Consider the following 15,608-nt stretch of genomic DNA (forward strand, 5'->3'; position numbering starts at 1 on the left):
AGTTAAACCAGCGATTATCCTTAGGTGCGCTTTCCGAATTAGGTGCCCTTGACCCATTAAGAATTAAATTCTTAATGGGTCAAGGGCACCTGTGGATTTACTTCATGTTTAATTTCGCGCCTTTCTTTTGGTGCGCGTTCCCGTGGGCGAGGGAACCTCGCCGGGGTGTTAATCAGAGAAATCGGTCAACCTTACATGGAAGAACCAATTCCCACATAGGCACCATAGAAGAAAAGACCAACCACTACGATGACACCAGTACCAGCGATAGTGGCAACTAGCCATAAAGGAATTCTTCCCCCTCCAGACACAGCTTATACCTCCAATTTTAAATCAAGTTTTTTTTCTTACATGTAGTTAACGATAGAAGGCTTAATAACTAGTCTTAACAACTAGTAATTTCCTTGAAAAGCCTTCCTAGTGGTAAGGGTTTTGTGCAACTCTTATCAGGAGTAAAGTAGTAAATTCCAGATTAACCGGAAATTACTAGGGAATTAACTAAGAGTCTTTTCCAGTTTACATCAGAGCCGTCTCCAAGATGGAGATTTAGGCGAATCTGTTAAATCAGTTAATTGAAGAAATAACTGGAAAACAGAATACCAAGCACAAAAATCAGTAATAGACCTAAGTAAAGAGACGTCCGATTGAGTTCAACCGGCTGTCTATTGGGATTGGAATTCCGCTCCATAATTGCTTCTCCTATCGTTGAATAAATTGCATGGCTGCGATCGCGCCTAAGAAAAAGACTGAAGGAACAGCTAGGGTATGAACCGCTAACCATCTAATCGTGAAAATCGGATACGAAACTGGTTGATTGGGATTACTGCTAGTCATGATTGTCTACCTTTATCTACAAAACCTTATGGAGCAAATTGTTCAACTTGTTGTTTAGCATTGTAGCGGTCTGAAACGATTGGTAGTTCCATCCGCTCTTGAGTAAAGTATTCATTAGGACGGGGTGTGCCAAACACATCGTAAGCCAGACCAGTGCTAACAAAAAGCCAACCAGCGATAAATAGGGCTGGGATGGTAACACTGTGAATGACCCAGTAACGAACGCTGGTAATAATGTCACCAAACGGACGTTCTCCAGTTGTACCTGCCATCGTAGATTCCTCCTACCAACAACCGTTTAAAATTCCATAACTATAATAGTTCTAAGTGCCGTTTTTTTCTACATCTTCGATGTTGAAACATAAAACGAAACTGACTGGCATCGATCATAGGGATTTCCAAGCCTTAAGCTTCCTGGGTAGGGGGCTCATACTTGAGTAAAATTCCTTTCTGACCAATGACAAACCCCTGTTCTGGTGTTACAAAGACGATTTTGTAAAAATTGGAGGGAACATCCTTAAGATCCCGGTCTTTTTGCCAGGTTTTTCCACCATCAAAGCTACAAAGCAAATTACCACTGCCACCTGCTACCCAAATTTCATTGGGTGTGCGATAGGCTAAGTCAAGTAATCCCAAGCTATTGGAAACTTCCGGATACATCGGTTCTTCCCAATTTTCTAGGTCTTCGGCACTGCTAAATTGTACCTGACCACCCCGGGCAAGAATCCACAGACGACCATCGGGGGTAAACCCCATATTCTGGAGACGCTTGGAACTGTAACGATTATGCTGTAACCAAGCACTCTGACCGGGATCCCAAGTTGAGTAAAAGTTCCCTCTAGCAGACACAGCTACGTAACTACCATCTTCAGAGCGGGAAATATTACGGGTGACTCCGACCGCCTGTTCCACCTGTGCTTTCCAGGTCTTCCCAGCATCCTTAGTCTGATAAATTGCGCCAACATCAGTGGTCATCTCTGCTGAGTTGGGTCCCAGAGCCAGGATTCTGTTGGGTGAACCTGGTAACTTCTCACTTAATAGAATGCGAGACCAAGATTGACCCCCATCAGTAGTATGGAGCATGATCGAGGGTTGACCAACAATCCACCCCTCATCACCAGCAAAGCTTATAGAGGAGAAGCGATAATTTTCATCTCCGAGATCCAAGCCTTTCTGTTGCCATGTATTCCCGCCATCCTTAGTCTCAAAAATTGTGGCATAGCTACCCACAATCCATCCATGACTAAGATCCCCCGTAAAGCCAATGTCCTGCATGGTTGTTTCTGTGGGTAAGGAAATAACCGCCCAAGGATTGTAGCTTATGGATGAAGGAGATTTGCAGCTGACACAAATTAATGCCACCGCCAGTAATATTAAAATTTGTTTCAGCGTTTTCATCAAATATCTCATTATTCCCAGAACTTCTTGAGTATGGCAGCGTTCTCCGTAGGTTTTCAGACCCCACCAAGGGCGATGGCTTCTAGATCTAAGCGTTGGTGATGCCAGATACATTTAACCCGGTAATTCCCGGCAGATGCCGGAATCCGTGTATAGCACGTCAATTAACAATTGACAAGGAGGTATCTCTCTTGGCTTTGCAGGAAAATCCCAAAAGCGCTTTTGCTTACAGCCAATGCATTTACTACAGAACAACTTAACTGTTGTTTGATACTTCAATGACTCTCAGCTCGATTATTGCTTCTGGAGTCTTTATCTGAGACTCCCAAATCTCAAGCTTCTGTGGCTGTTACGGCAATTTTACAAGGGTTACCTGACGACAAACCGGAAACTTCCGGATAATCATTGATTAGGACTTACCAGCAGTTGCTCAAGTGCAAAAGACAAGCCAACTGCCCTGATTTCAGTTCAAACCGTAAAGGCTCAGAAAAAACAAAAAGCCTAATCCTAAAGCGCTAAAAATTAAAAGGTTTTTTTGTGCTGGTGTCATGCGGTTAACACCCAATCCATAGTTAAGATTCTCCTGAAATCCAGACGGGGCATTAACAGCACCAATATTAATAAACTGAATTTTCGGAGCGTTGCACACTGGACAACGCCAGTCATCTGGCAAATCCTTATATAATGTCCCAGCTGGAACATTGCGATTACTATCTCCCTTGGTTGGATCGTAAACATAGCCACACGCACGGCATTCATAGCTGCTGGGTGCCTGTTCAGCTAGGGTTTGCTCTGGGGCTCGTTCAGTCATTGCTCTGTAAGCTTAAGCAGCAAATCTTAATAACTATGTTAAAAAATATTATCACACACTAAGTGTCAGATTTTCTTAACTTTCGATTTAAGCTCAGGAGTTTCTGCCCGATGCCTGACCCGATTTTTGATGAACCCTTTATAGGGTAGGGGCTTCTAGGCACAGGGAGTACGATCAACTACGATCAACATTGAAGTCTATGGTAGTCATTGGCTTTTGAGAACCAACCACTGACCCATTACCACCGTTCAAAAGGGCAGACCACCTATAATAAAGTTTGTAAAGAAGTACTAACGCCAGTTTTTACCTGGTACTGACCCATTGTGTTTGTTCTTAGCGGTTACGAGTATCTCTTAGGCTTCATACTAGCTTGCAGCTTAGTTCCCTTACTAGCCCTGTCGGCTTCCAAGCTTTTGCGACCTAGCCATCGGGAGCCAGAGCGGCGCACCACCTATGAATCTGGTATGGAACCAGTGGGGGGTGCTTGGATTCAGTTCAACATTCGTTATTATATGTTCGCCCTGGTGTTCGTGATTTTCGATGTTGAAACTGTATTCCTCTATCCCTGGGCTGTCGCCTTCAATCGCCTGGGATTACTGGCATTTGTGGAAGCCCTAATTTTTATTGCAATTCTTGTGGTTGCTCTGGTTTACGCTTGGCGCAAAGGAGCCTTGGAATGGTCATGAACTCTAATGTTAAAACGGATAGTGCTGCTATAGAACAGCAGCAAACAAACAAAATTCTTAACCCGATTGAGCGAACCCAAATCACTCAAGACCTATCGGAAAATGTAATCTTAACTACAGTAGACGACCTTTACAACTGGGCGCGGCTTTCCAGCCTCTGGCCGATGTTGTATGGTACCGCTTGTTGCTTCATTGAATTTGCGGCAATGATTGGGTCGCGGTTTGACTTTGACCGTTTTGGTTTAGTTCCTCGTTCTAGCCCCAGGCAAGCAGATTTAATTATCACAGCGGGTACCATCACCATGAAAATGGGACCAGCACTGGTTCGTCTGTATGAGCAGATGCCAGAGCCGAAGTACGTGATTGCCATGGGAGCTTGTACCATTACTGGCGGCATGTTTAGCGTTGATTCTCCAACAGCAGTCCGTGGTGTAGATAAATTGATTCCAGTGGATGTCTATATACCTGGGTGTCCCCCTCGTCCAGAAGCAATCATGGATGCTATTGTCAAGCTGCGCAAAAAGGTGGCTAACGAGTCGATTCAGGAGCGTGGTCAGCTCAAGCAAACCCACCGTTACTACAGCACCACTCACAACATGAAAGTGGTACCAGAGATTTTGACTGGTAAGTACCTGCAATCGGAGGATCGCTATACTGCACCCAAACAGTTGACCGAGGATATGGGAATAGCAGTACCACCAGCACTCAAATCCTATCAAAAGCAGGAGGTAGAGCGTGGCTGAAGAGTCAAAACCAGTAGAGCAAACCACACAATCCTCTGAGATAGTTGAAGCGGGAAAAGTCTCGGGATGGCTCAAGGAAAACGGTTTTGAGCATGAGTTCATGGAGCTGGATCACCTAGGGGTTGAGGTACTCAAAGTTGAACCAGAGGTCTGGCTTCCCATTGCTACTGCTCTGTACGCCTATGGGTTTAACTACCTCCAATGTCAAGGAGGCTATGATTTTGGTCCTGGGGCAGACTTGGTCAGCTTTTACCACTTGATTAAAGTCAGTGATAATACTGATCAGCCTGAGGAAGTGCGTGTAAAAGTCTTCCTACCGCGAGATAATCCTAAGGTTCCCTCGGTTTACTGGATATGGAAAGCTGCTGATTGGCAGGAGCGGGAAACCTACGATATGTTCGGTATAGTTTTTGAAGGACACCCTAACCTGAAGCGGATTTTGATGCCAGAAGATTGGGTGGGTTGGCCTTTGCGGAAGGATTATATATCACCGGACTTCTACGAATTACAGGATGCTTATTGATTAATTATGAGTTTGTGATCGTTTCCCTGATGCGATCGCAAACTCAACATCGCACTTTGCTCACTCCCTAAGAGGGCTGATTGGTTATAGTGAAATCAACTTACTTAGGATTCTCGATGACCTGATCAGCTTTTAGCTTCCAGGAAAAAAAGCCCCAAATCTGCAAGCGTGATCGACCACCCATGGCCTACGGCCAACTGTGAGTGTGGGATAAATTTTGCACAAAGTCTTTCACACAAAACCGGCAAGATGCCTTATATTATATTGACTGACAAGCAAGGTCGAAAATGCTGCTTGTTGGTGAAATGCTTCACGTATTTGGATGCATCAGTTACCTTAAATCTTTGCCGTTGCTCGTAACTTTGCTCTAAATATCTTTCATTCTGATTACTTTTCAAATATAGCTTAGGCACAAAGATGGTGCCAGTTTGGACTAGATAAACAAAGAGCGCATTTTCCACAATGAAATAGCCCTGGTTAGATATACTTATGCATTGGTTAAATGAGCTAGGTTTTTATTTTTGTATGATCAGGTACAAGAGCTGAGTATACTTAGATACTGCACCAAGTTAAAAATTTACCTGTAAAACTAGGGAACAGGGAACGGGGAACAGGTAAAAGTGATAATATTTGACTATTTAAGTACTGAAATTGATTGTTATCACTGCCGTTATTAAGTTTTTTGTAGTTGTGCAATATTTCATTATATAGTGTTTTGGTAATTCAATAAACACTATATGTAGAAAATCCCTTGGTAAGCATTCAGCCTATGCGCTACGCGCACGCGTGCGCGTTCAGCGGTCAGCCGTCAGCCCTGAGCCATTACCGTAGCGTGAGCCTTGGCCCAAAGCTAATAGCTAATAGCTGATAGCTGAATCCTTACATCCCTTGTCAACAAGCACAATAAGCCATGGTTAATTAAGAAATATTACCGATTACCTAACAAGATAAAAGATTTGTTTACTCTAAATTGCTGTCCGCGTCAGGAGAATAGTATATTAATCCAGGTGAATTAAATTAATGTACTGCTTGAATTTAAGAGATGGTTTATACATCAGACCAACCGCAACAAAGCTTAAGTACTCAAACAGCTCGTAATTTAGCGACGACGACTAAAACAGCGCCCCAAATGCGGGGGAAGACCCCACGTTTACTGCTCAAGCTTCTACCTTGGGTTGAGGTTTCAGGTGGTACTTACCGGGTGAACCGCCGAGATATCAGAGTTACAGAAGAGATGCCCACGAACGATGATGGGGAAAAGAACATTGAAATATTAAGTGGTCACGAAGGCGAACCCAGCGTCACCCAAACCTTTGTTGACTACGACGATGAACCTCGGGAGTATCCTTTGAGTATTGCCCAGACAATCTTGAAGGTTCATACCCGAGTCGGTGATCTCTACAGCAATGCCACGGATCAGGTGCGAGAGCAGTTGCGCCTCACCGTTGAAGGATTGATGGAACGTAAGGAAAAGGACATTATTAACCATGATGGTGATGGTGATCCCGACAAAGCCTATGGCTTACTCCATGCCGCAGATCCATCTATGCGCATCTCCACTCGTACTGGGCCACCCACACCGGATGACTTTGATGAACTATTGGCAAAGGTCTGGAAACAGCCAGCATTTTTCTTAGCTCACCCCCAAGCGATCGCTGCCTTTGGTCGAGAATGTACGCTCCGGGGTGTTCCTCCTGCAACCGTTCAACTATTTGGTTCACCCTATATCACCTGGCGAGGGGTTCCGGTAGTTCCCAGTAATAAGTTGAAGGTAAACGAGGGCAAAACCAATATTCTGCTGATGCGAGTTGGCGAAGCCGCCCAAGGGGTGGTGGGTCTACAAAAAACTGGCGTGCCTGGGGAACAAGTGCCGGGGGTGTCCGTGCGCTTAATGGGGATCAGTGACCAGGGGATTGCCACTTACCTGGTTACCATCTATTTTTCCGTAGCCTGCCTCGTGCCCGACGCCCTGGGCGTTCTGGAGAACGTAGATATTACGACCTACCATAATTATGACTGAACAACAAGGTTTAAATCTTTCCCCATCGCCTCAGAACAGTCAACCCCTTGAAAGTTCTTTCTGAGGGGATCTATCCGATCCCCAAATGTTAGATCAAATATTGAATCAGCTCTTGGCCCAGCTACCCGAACCGCTAACCTCACCACAGGCAATGGCTGGCATGATACCACAAATGCTGACTGGACAGGGTTCAAGTCAACCCGTAGCGCTTGCTCAACCCCAATCCAGCAGCCAGAGTCCCAAGCAACCAGAGGCTCAAGCCCAGCAGACCACTAGTGGGCAAAGTCCAGAGCAATTGCTGTCTGATGCCCAACAGCAGCTGTCCAGCCTACAGGGTCTAGGCCAAATAATAGACCCAATCATCTCTGAGGCTCAACCACTTATGTCTGGTCTGGAGAGCCTAGACCTATTGGGAGCTGAAGCTCAACAGCAGCTGTCCAGCGGGTCAACCCCAGACCAGATGGCTGGAACTAGTCAGCAATCTCCTGATCTCCAGGGAAAAACACCCACATCTGCCCCATTAACGTCAGTGCCTCAGGGGGATACCTCTGGCTCTGCCTTAATGCCTAAGATCTCCTCAGCACAAACCCCCAACTTGTCTCCGACTCAAACCAGTGAGGCAGCAACCAAAAGCACAACTGCACCCAGCACTGCTACCGAAGCCAATCGGCCAGGGCGTCAAGTACCCAGTCAATCTCCAAGCAGTGAAAATGGCATGACAGGGATGGGGGATCTCAGCCTCAGCGAGTTCCTACCCAACTCAGCCGAATTACAGCGTCTGTTTGAGCAACGCATGGGAGCCGTTCTGCCAACCAAACCTGCTCTTCCAGCTTCCCCTCAATTTGGCTCAGACCAGATGGGAGCAGCAGAATCTACCAGTACAGCATTGCAGAACCCTGAACAGGTAGGATTGGAGGTTGAACCAAAAGCTAAAACGGTGCTAAACCCTGAACAAGCTGGTGCAGTGGGTCAACAATCCTCTCCTGATATCCAGGGTAAAACACCGGCTTCTTGCCAACCTGCGTCTTTATTTGATGAAAGTTCCCCCGATTATTACTTTTTGCCGAATCTGTCTCCAACCATGAGCTCTGATGCTTCTACCCTACCGGATGGGTCAGCAGCAGGTAGCAACATGGTGGCTCCCGAACAAATTGGAAGGGCAATAGAAACCCAAAGCCGTGAGCTACAAGGTCAAGGGGAAGGGGAAATCCAAAACCTCAAACAACTTGGGGGACGGAGCACGAGCGAGGCTCTACCTCAGGTTGAGATGCTACCCGGTGCCGAGTTCCTGACCATTTTAGAAGAAGGGGTTGGTCGCATTCCTCTGAGTGAAGCAGATCTGCATCAGTCTCTAACCGAACCTCCAGCAGCGGTGCCCCTGCCCCCTGGAAGCACACCTAAGTTTTACTTTTTGCCAGACTCAAAACCGGCAGAGTCAACTTCATCCAAGCCTTCCACTGAGCAACAAACCTCGCAACTGCCCCAGGATGGCTTTGATGTGGAAGCGGTAAGGCGAGACTTCCCAATTCTCCACCAGCAGGTTCATGGCAAGCCACTGATCTGGATGGATAATGCGGCCACCAGTCAAAAACCCCAGAGCGTGATCGATACCCTATCCCAGTTCTACGAGCAGGATAATTCCAATGTACACCGAGGGGCTCATACCCTAGCGGCGCGCTCTACCAATGCCTACGAAGACGCTCGGGAAAAAATTCAACGGTTTCTGGGCGCAAGTTTAGCCAAGGAAATTGTCTTTGTACGGGGTACGACCGAAGGGATTAATCTGGTGGCGCAAGCCTATGGTCGCAAGCATGTTAAAGCTGGGGATGAGATTGTGCTCACTACCTTAGAGCACCACTCTAACATTGTGCCCTGGCAGATGCTAGCCCAAGAGAAAGGAGCTGTGTTAAAGGTTGCTCCTATTAGTGATCAAGGGGAAATCCTACTGGAGGAATATCAAAAACTGCTCAGCGATCGCACCCGTATCGTTGCCCTGAGTCATGTTTCCAATGTGTTGGGAACAGTGCTGCCCATCAAAACCATGGCAGCTATGGCTCATCGCCATGGTGCTACGGTTGTGGTCGATGGGGCTCAATCGGTTCCCCATTTCCGAACCAATGTTCAAGACCTGGGGGCTGACTTTTATGTTTTCTCCGGTCACAAGCTCTTTGGCCCGACTGGTATTGGTGCTCTCTATGGCAAGGCAGCTTTACTCAAAGAGATGCCCCCCTGGCAAGGTGGTGGCAACATGATTGAGTCTGTTTCCTTTGAAAAAACCACCTTTAACGACATTCCAGCTAAATTTGAAGCAGGTACCGGCAACCTGGCGGCAGCCGTAGGTTTAGGGGCAGCCATTGACTATCTCAATCAAATTGGTTTTGAAGCAGCGGCTAAACATGAAGAAGCATTGATGGCCTATGCCACAGCGGCAATGGCTGCTATTCCAGGATTGCGCCAGATTGGCACAGCAGCGGGTAAGGTCAGTACGTTGTCCTTTACCCTTAAGAATATTTCTTCAGAGGATATGGGGAAATTCTTGGATAGTGAAGGCATTGCCGTACGTGCTGGACATCATTGCGCCCAACCCACCCTGAAACGGTTTGGGTTGACTAGCACTGTGCGCCCCTCCTTAGCGTTTTACAACACCTTTGGAGAAGTAGATAAGCTGATCGCAGCAATTAAAAAAGCAAAACACCAGTTATCTTAAAACTCAATCCAAATATCGTAATCAGGGTAAACGCATCTTGTCAATAAACTGGGAGTATTTTTCAATAAACCAGGCTTTATTGGGCTTGTTGACAAGGGATTTTCTAAATAAAATAGTGTTTATTTAATTTTAAAAACACTATATATAGGAATCCTAGGAATTAGATCCGTTTACCGTTAGACCCTAATCGTTTAAGAGAACCGATTCTATGGTTTACACATCGGAGCGGCCACAACAGAGTGTAAGTGTTCGGGCCGCCAAGAAACTAGCCTGCACCATGAAATCCCCGCTGCAAATGCGGGCCATTTCACCACGCTGGTTGCTCCAGCTATTGCCTTGGGTTGAAGTGTCAGGGGGGACTTACCGTGTCAACCGACGGGATGTCAGGATTTTAGAGGGTTTTGCCGCAAACGATGACGGAGAAAAGAACATTGACATCTTAAGTTGTCACGAAGGGGAACCCACCCTCACCCAAACCTTTGTTGACTACGACGATGATCCGCCGGAATATCCCTTAAGGGTGGCTCAAACGATTGTGCGGGTGCATACCCGGGTCAGTGACCTCTACAGCAATGCCAGAGATCAGTTGCAAGAGCAGTTGCGCTTGACTATTGAAGCGCTAAGGGAGCGCAAGGAATGGGAAATTGTCAACAACGATGGCAATGGTGATCCAGACCGAGCCTTTGGGTTACTCCACAGGGCGGATCCTTCCATGCGACTCTCAACGCGCACAGGCCCCCCTACCCCAGATGATTTTGATGAACTCCTGGCTAAGGTGTGGAAACAACCAGCCTTTTTCTTGGCTCACCCCAAGGCGATCGCTGCCTTTGGTCGGGAATGCACTCGTCGTGGGGTTCCCCCAGCCACAGTGAACCTGTTTGGATCTCCCTTTATCACCTGGCGCGGGGTTCCCATTATTGCCAGTAACAAACTTGCCGTGGATGCCAAAGGCAAATCCAATATTCTGCTGATGCGCGTGGGTGAAGCGCAGCAAGGAGTGGTAGGGCTACGTAAAACAGGTTTGATTGGCGAACATGAAGAGATTCCAGGTGTGTCCGTACGGTTGATGGGCATTGACCAGAAGGCGATCGCCTCCTACCTCGTCACCCTTTACTTTTCCGCCGCCGTGCTGCTTCCCGATGCTTTGGGGGTACTAGAAAATGTAGATATTGGTTGCTACTATGATTAGGTGTTAGGTGTTAGGGAAATTCCCTTGTGTTCTGCAACGTTTTCTGGTATTATTATTTTAGAATTAGATAGATATCTTCGAACTTAAGGTGGGACGCTTTATATAGCAAGGGCTTCAGCTTTTGGACAATTGAGCTATTCTTTGTCGGAATTTTGTCCCGGTTTACTTTGGTAGCAGGATAGATGTGCGCCTATAGATGACTTAAGATTCTGGTTGACTGACAAAACTATTCAACAGCATATTGGTACGGATGATGATGATAATGAGCTCGGCGAAGACTTAGGAAAAGCCTTATCAGCGTCTAAACGCTGAAAACCCCGTCTTTTTAAAGCGGGGATGAAAGCGAATAGTGGCTAAAGCCACCCGTCTCAACTATTTTGGCAAAAGGGTACTATTTAGATATGGGTACAGGCTGAAAATCCGTTCGCGTAGCGTGGCCTTTGGCCTTGGCGCAACCGGGTCAGAGACCCGCCACTGCTTGACCTTAAAGAAGAAATGCCCGGAGGGTAGGGAAAGTCCTCCTTAAAAACCCAATCATTGGCCGTAGGCCACGCTACGCGAACGACTAACAATCGGTGTGTGAACCCAGCAAAGCACAGCTTGAGAAAACAACGGTACGGCGGGGTTAGAAGTTACCGTAAGAAGAGTGGAGCCTTTAAGGGTTACAGGCTATGCATAAAAGGGTTAAAACTTTTTTATTAAGGCTCCACTCTTCTAAGGTTTCGTCTCCGGCACGCCGAAACCAGGTGAAACAGGGGAGTAACGGACTCTATAAGGCACTCACCAAAAAGTAACCAAACGTCTAAGGAGACTAGCCCGCTGGGTATGCGCGTAAACTGAACTGAAATCTTGGTCTTGACGGGTTTTTGGTTTAGGTATTGCCGCAAGGATACGGAGGTTTAAGGCCGGTCGTAGATCTAGGAATCCCCGCGTCTTTAGACCGGGGAGTGTCAAAACAGCTGCTCAATATTTTCGTAGAGCTTGGCGATCGCACAAGAAAAGCCAATGCTGGTAAACTTGATTGTGTCTCCGGCTCGATAGATCTGGGGAACCCACAGATTGTTTGAGTTACGCTGGAATTGCTCCACTAGAATTTGTTTTTGGTGGAGTAGCACATACTCCTCAAATTCTGCGATTGTCTTGTAGTCGGCAAATTTCTCACCTCGATCAAATGCTTCGGTGGAGTCTGATAACACTTCAATAATCAGTTTGGGGTGCATAATAAAGTCTTCATTGGAGTAGCGATCCCTGTCGTCACAGGTTACAGCTAAATCGGGGTAATAGAAGAGATTTAAGGAGGGCAAGCGAAGCTTCATGTCAGTTGCATAAGAGATGCCACCTTTACCACGTAAATGATTTACTAGTAAAGCCGAGAGATTTCCTGTGATAATGACATGGGCTTTACTCGCACCTGCCATAGCAACAATTTGACCCTGAAGATATTCATGCTTGATGGGACTAACCCGTTCAATTTCCAAGTACTCTTCCGGTGTAAAGTAGGTATGGCTTTTGCTAATTGTCATGAGGGAATAGGGAATAGGGAATAGGGAATAGGGAATAGGGAATAGGGAATAGGGAAGCGTTTATCGTTGCTGCTTCCATGTAAATGGTAAGGTAGACAAGGGAGATGGGGATACTGAGAAAAAAATCTATTCCACACTCCCCTAACTCTTTCTAAATGGAGCGATCGCTTCCCTTGTGTTTTGAACGTTTTTTGCTATTATTATCTAATAATGCGATAGGTGTACGCCTATAAATGCAATTTGTCTCCCTTGATTTAGGGGCGGGTTCACCCGAAATTTGGCAACCACAAGATAATTGAGCTAAACCCGCCCCACCGGTATCACCGGGGCGGGTTTACCGAATTGATTTGTCAATGTGTCTGCCGGATTGGTGAACCCGCCCCTACAGGATAATAATTTACCAATATTAATGACAGGCAAGATGCCTGTTCCACCAGATAATGAAGATAGCTGCAACAGTCCCTGATAAACCTTTGTGAACTTTGTGCCTTTGTGGTTTTTCTGCAATTAAGAGTGATATCATGTCCGGTTGAATACTTATCATTAAGGCTGACGCTCCAGACGCGGGGACGCGGGGACGCGGATAATTTTTATCGTAAGCGATTAGACGGACATGATATGACTAAGGACAGGCAAGATGCCCAATACTGCATTCTCAATTCTCAATTCTCAATTCTCAATTCTACATTCTACATTCTACATTCCTCAGGGTAATTGGCATAGTTTCCGGAGCAGGAATAACCCTACCAATCAAGGAGCTTTGCTTGTGGCCAAATGTTTTCAACTTCTTGATACATTCATCAACGTTTTCAGCTGGAATAGCAGCCAGGAGTCCACCAGAGGTTTGAGGGTCAAATAACAACTGGTATTTGGCTAAATCACCAACCTGGGTAGCATTATTTATGTAAATAGCCAGCCGTAAATTTTGAGGGTGTAGGGAACTGGTAATTCCTGCTTGCACGGTTTCTATGGCTCCTGGCAAAATCGGTATGGCATCTAAGTCTAATTCAACTCCCACTTGGGAGGCTTTTACCATCTCGAACAGGTGTCCGAACAGCCCAAATCCAGTAATGTCAGTGCAGGCTGTTGCGCCGGATTCAAGAAGGACTTGGGCAGCAGTTTGATTGGAGAGTAACATGGATTCTAGGGCCTGCTCAATCCAGCGACCTTTAGCTTGGTAGCGCATATCAGCTGCAAACAGTGTTCCTGTACCAATAGCTTTGGTTAGAATCAACACTTGCCCCGGTTTCATCCCACTTTTGCGCAAAAGTTGGTCGGGATGAACTAGCCCGTTGCAGGACAGACCAAAGGCTAATTCCGCGCCTTCAGTGGTATGACCACCAATTAAGGGACTCTGACAGTCTTGGAGGATTTTATTGGCTCCCGACATCAATTGATAGAGGGTTTCCTCGATCTTTTCGTCTGTCCCGTAGGGAATGGTGACGATGGCTAAGGCACTTTGAGGATTTGCTCCCATGGCAAAAATGTCACTCAAACAGTGATTGCTGGCAACTTGACCGAAGATATAGGGGTCATCGATCAAGCTACGAAAATAATCGACTGTCTGTACCAGCAGTTGACCGGCTGGCACTTCCAAAACAGCTGCGTCATCTGGGTCCCCCAATCCAATCATAATATCGGCTCCTCCCATGATCGGCAGCCGTTTGATCACCTTTTCTAGGGTTGTACTACCCACCTTTGAACCACAGCCTGCACAGTGCATTTTGGGTTTGCTAATCGGTGATGGCAACAGGGAACTGGAGAGATTGTCTTCTTGTCTTTGGGACTCTTGATCTCCCCTACTGCTTGGTTCTTCCGCTTCCATTGACGGTAAATCGTCAAACTTATCCATGAATTTGCGGTCAATTTGGTCTTTCCATAGCCACAGCAGCGGTGAGCGCCACTCCAAAAATGACCAAGAAGCGATCGCTTGTTTGTCCCCGGTGCCAATTAAACTTAAATATCGAGCCTGGGGATGGTAAGGGAGCAGTTTTTGCCCTAAGACAATCCGTCGCAGGTTTTCAAATAATGGTTTTCCCTGACGAACAGCAAATACCCCAGCTTTAGGCCGCTGGTAGTTTTGCATGGTGGCAATATCTCCAGTAGCAAAGACATGGGGATGGGAAATCGACTGTAAGGTATCGGCAACAAGAACGAACCCGCGCTCATCGGTGGCTAGTCCTGAGGCTTTAATCCAACTGGGAGCCGAGGCTTGAGTCACCCAAAAGACATGGTTGCATTCAACTTTTAAGCCAGAGTCACAGATCACCTTGAGGGGTTGGGATTGATCGGCATCAGCAGATATTTGACTCACTTCTTCCCTTAAATGGATTCTAATTCCTCGTTGGAATAAAATTTTTTCTAAGTGACCCCGGACCCAACGATTGTGCTGGGGTAACAGTTGTGTGCCTCGATGGAATAAATGAATTTGTAACTTATCCGTCGGTTGACCAGCATCGGTTAAAATTCCATGCAATTTTGCTTGCATGTTCAGGGCGAGTTCTACTCCACCAGCTCCACCCCCAACAATACCCAAGGTGAGAGGGCCCATGGGATTTTGTTCCACCTGGGCAGCGATTTGCTCCCAGGCTGCTAAAAACAGGGGAACCGGTTTAGCAGGAATCGCATACTTAGCCGCACCAGGTGTTCCAACCGTTGCTGGCGTACTGCCAATATCAATGGATAAATAATCAAAGGCAACAGGAGGATGATTGGCACAAATGACTTTCTTTTCAGTTAACTCCAGACCAATCGCTTGGTCTAAATATAACTGGGCTTTGGAAAACACCGCCAGACGACGCAAGTCGATGTGAGCTTCATCGTAGCTGTAAAAACCGGCAACATGACCTGGTAGCATTCCCGAATAGGGGGTGTGGGCATTGTCAGTAATCAGGGTTATACGGACACCAGGCAGAGGTTTCATGGCAAACTTTTTGAGAGCGATCGCATGGCTGTGACCACCACCAACTAAGACTAAATCTGTGGTGATCGGTTGAGGAGCTGGCTGCATGAGACCCGTTGAAAAAATTGAAAAAGCTGTCTTCAGTTTATCTAATTTTGCTTCAATAAAACCCACATTCTAGACTTGACAGTGTAATACGTAATAATCACGCTTTATCTGTGGCTTATAAAACACCGATAGAGCCCAATTAACTATTTATAGGTAAAAAAAAT

The 15,608-nt window shown here is 46.4% G+C and carries 17 protein-coding genes; 6 read left to right on the top strand and 11 right to left on the bottom strand.

The window, feature by feature from the left end; translation table 11 throughout:
- Window positions 1-191: 191 nt before the first annotated feature.
- The 6 genes from F6J90_RS27560 to F6J90_RS27585 all read right to left on the bottom strand — a co-directional run bounded on the left by F6J90_RS27560 (window position 192) and on the right by F6J90_RS27585 (window position 3,043).
- Complete coding sequence (locus F6J90_RS27560) at window positions 192-311, bottom strand: photosystem II reaction center protein J (protein ID WP_071103439.1); 120 nt, start codon at window positions 309-311, stop codon at window positions 192-194.
- 257 nt (window positions 312-568) lie between these two features.
- A complete protein-coding gene (locus tag F6J90_RS27565) occupies window positions 569-688 on the bottom strand; it encodes a photosystem II reaction center protein L (protein ID WP_071986819.1) in 120 nt (39 codons plus the stop codon).
- A gap of 11 nt (window positions 689-699) precedes the next feature.
- Window positions 700-834: a cytochrome b559 subunit beta gene (gene psbF / locus F6J90_RS27570; RefSeq protein ID WP_071986818.1), complete on the bottom strand. Its 135-nt coding sequence runs from the start codon at window positions 832-834 to the stop codon at window positions 700-702.
- Between the two features lie 26 nt (window positions 835-860).
- Entirely contained in the window at window positions 861-1,106 is a 246-nt protein-coding gene (gene psbE, locus F6J90_RS27575) for a cytochrome b559 subunit alpha (RefSeq protein WP_008180799.1), read from the bottom strand.
- Between the two features lie 133 nt (window positions 1,107-1,239).
- The gene (locus tag F6J90_RS27580) at window positions 1,240-2,232 is read right to left on the bottom strand and encodes a photosynthesis system II assembly factor Ycf48 (RefSeq protein WP_293100984.1); all 993 of its coding nucleotides are present in this window, start codon (window positions 2,230-2,232) and stop codon (window positions 1,240-1,242) included.
- A gap of 463 nt (window positions 2,233-2,695) precedes the next feature.
- On the bottom strand, window positions 2,696-3,043 hold the full coding sequence (locus F6J90_RS27585; protein ID WP_293100987.1) for a rubredoxin: 348 nt from the start codon (window positions 3,041-3,043) through the stop codon (window positions 2,696-2,698).
- A gap of 323 nt (window positions 3,044-3,366) precedes the next feature.
- On the opposite strand from F6J90_RS27585, the gene ndhC reads away from it, so the two are divergent.
- From ndhC to F6J90_RS27600, 3 genes are read left to right on the top strand one after another with little or no spacing between them, the layout of a single operon-like run.
- A complete protein-coding gene (gene ndhC / locus F6J90_RS27590; protein WP_070391734.1) occupies window positions 3,367-3,729 on the top strand; it encodes a photosynthetic/respiratory NAD(P)H-quinone oxidoreductase subunit C in 363 nt (120 codons plus the stop codon).
- Window positions 3,726-4,472: a photosynthetic/respiratory NAD(P)H-quinone oxidoreductase subunit K gene (gene ndhK / locus F6J90_RS27595; RefSeq protein ID WP_293103221.1), complete on the top strand. Its 747-nt coding sequence runs from the start codon at window positions 3,726-3,728 to the stop codon at window positions 4,470-4,472. Before ndhC ends, ndhK begins: the two co-directional genes overlap by 4 nt.
- On the top strand, window positions 4,465-4,995 hold the full coding sequence (locus F6J90_RS27600) for an NAD(P)H-quinone oxidoreductase subunit J (protein ID WP_293100990.1): 531 nt from the start codon (window positions 4,465-4,467) through the stop codon (window positions 4,993-4,995). Before ndhK ends, F6J90_RS27600 begins: the two co-directional genes overlap by 8 nt.
- 254 nt (window positions 4,996-5,249) lie before the next feature.
- Here the strand turns inward: F6J90_RS27600 and F6J90_RS43770 are convergent, their stop codons facing one another.
- Window positions 5,250-5,456, bottom strand: a complete 207-nt coding sequence (locus F6J90_RS43770) for a M protein trans-acting positive regulator PRD domain-containing protein (protein ID WP_366513898.1) — start codon at window positions 5,454-5,456, stop codon at window positions 5,250-5,252.
- 581 nt (window positions 5,457-6,037) lie between these two features.
- On the opposite strand from F6J90_RS43770, the gene F6J90_RS27605 reads away from it, so the two are divergent.
- The 3 genes from F6J90_RS27605 to F6J90_RS27615 all read left to right on the top strand — a co-directional run bounded on the left by F6J90_RS27605 (window position 6,038) and on the right by F6J90_RS27615 (window position 10,911).
- The gene (locus F6J90_RS27605; RefSeq protein WP_293100993.1) at window positions 6,038-7,015 is read left to right on the top strand and encodes a family 2A encapsulin nanocompartment shell protein; all 978 of its coding nucleotides are present in this window, start codon (window positions 6,038-6,040) and stop codon (window positions 7,013-7,015) included.
- 1,477 nt (window positions 7,016-8,492) lie between these two features.
- Window positions 8,493-9,722: a cysteine desulfurase gene (locus F6J90_RS27610; protein ID WP_293103224.1), complete on the top strand. Its 1,230-nt coding sequence runs from the start codon at window positions 8,493-8,495 to the stop codon at window positions 9,720-9,722.
- A 208-nt stretch (window positions 9,723-9,930) separates the two neighbouring features.
- Complete coding sequence (locus F6J90_RS27615; RefSeq protein ID WP_293100996.1) at window positions 9,931-10,911, top strand: family 2B encapsulin nanocompartment shell protein; 981 nt, start codon at window positions 9,931-9,933, stop codon at window positions 10,909-10,911.
- A 395-nt stretch (window positions 10,912-11,306) separates the two neighbouring features.
- Here F6J90_RS27615 and F6J90_RS27620 read toward each other — a convergent pair whose 3' ends face one another.
- The 4 genes from F6J90_RS27620 to selD all read right to left on the bottom strand — a co-directional run bounded on the left by F6J90_RS27620 (window position 11,307) and on the right by selD (window position 15,444).
- Window positions 11,307-11,483: a hypothetical protein gene (locus F6J90_RS27620; RefSeq protein ID WP_293100999.1), complete on the bottom strand. Its 177-nt coding sequence runs from the start codon at window positions 11,481-11,483 to the stop codon at window positions 11,307-11,309.
- Window positions 11,484-11,861: 378 nt separating this feature from the next.
- A complete protein-coding gene (locus F6J90_RS27625; RefSeq protein WP_293101001.1) occupies window positions 11,862-12,434 on the bottom strand; it encodes a Uma2 family endonuclease in 573 nt (190 codons plus the stop codon).
- On the bottom strand, window positions 12,431-12,571 hold the full coding sequence (locus F6J90_RS27630) for a hypothetical protein (RefSeq protein WP_293101003.1): 141 nt from the start codon (window positions 12,569-12,571) through the stop codon (window positions 12,431-12,433). The genes F6J90_RS27625 and F6J90_RS27630 overlap by 4 nt, the downstream gene beginning before the upstream one ends.
- Before the next feature lie 545 nt (window positions 12,572-13,116).
- Window positions 13,117-15,444 carry a selenide, water dikinase SelD gene (selD, locus tag F6J90_RS27635; RefSeq protein WP_293101006.1) on the bottom strand — a complete coding sequence of 776 codons (2,328 nt, stop codon included), beginning with the start codon at window positions 15,442-15,444 and terminating at the stop codon, window positions 13,117-13,119.
- Between the last annotated feature and the right edge of the window lie 164 nt (window positions 15,445-15,608).

This window comes from Moorena sp. SIOASIH (genome assembly GCF_010671925.1).
Classification (GTDB): Bacteria; Cyanobacteriota; Cyanobacteriia; order Cyanobacteriales; family Coleofasciculaceae; genus Moorena.

Coding starts and splice junctions, on each gene's coding strand:
- F6J90_RS27565 (WP_071986819.1), bottom strand. CDS start 688: ATGGAGCGGAATTCCAATCCCAATAGACAGCCGGTTGAACTCAATCGG.
- psbF (WP_071986818.1), bottom strand. CDS start 834: ATGACTAGCAGTAATCCCAATCAACCAGTTTCGTATCCGATTTTCACG.
- psbE (WP_008180799.1), bottom strand. CDS start 1,106: ATGGCAGGTACAACTGGAGAACGTCCGTTTGGTGACATTATTACCAGC.
- F6J90_RS27580 (WP_293100984.1), bottom strand. CDS start 2,232: ATGAAAACGCTGAAACAAATTTTAATATTACTGGCGGTGGCATTAATT.
- F6J90_RS27585 (WP_293100987.1), bottom strand. CDS start 3,043: ATGACTGAACGAGCCCCAGAGCAAACCCTAGCTGAACAGGCACCCAGC.
- ndhK (WP_293103221.1), top strand. CDS start 3,726: ATGAACTCTAATGTTAAAACGGATAGTGCTGCTATAGAACAGCAGCAA.
- F6J90_RS27605 (WP_293100993.1), top strand. CDS start 6,038: ATGGTTTATACATCAGACCAACCGCAACAAAGCTTAAGTACTCAAACA.
- F6J90_RS27615 (WP_293100996.1), top strand. CDS start 9,931: ATGGTTTACACATCGGAGCGGCCACAACAGAGTGTAAGTGTTCGGGCC.
- F6J90_RS27625 (WP_293101001.1), bottom strand. CDS start 12,434: ATGACAATTAGCAAAAGCCATACCTACTTTACACCGGAAGAGTACTTG.
- selD (WP_293101006.1), bottom strand. CDS start 15,444: ATGCAGCCAGCTCCTCAACCGATCACCACAGATTTAGTCTTAGTTGGT.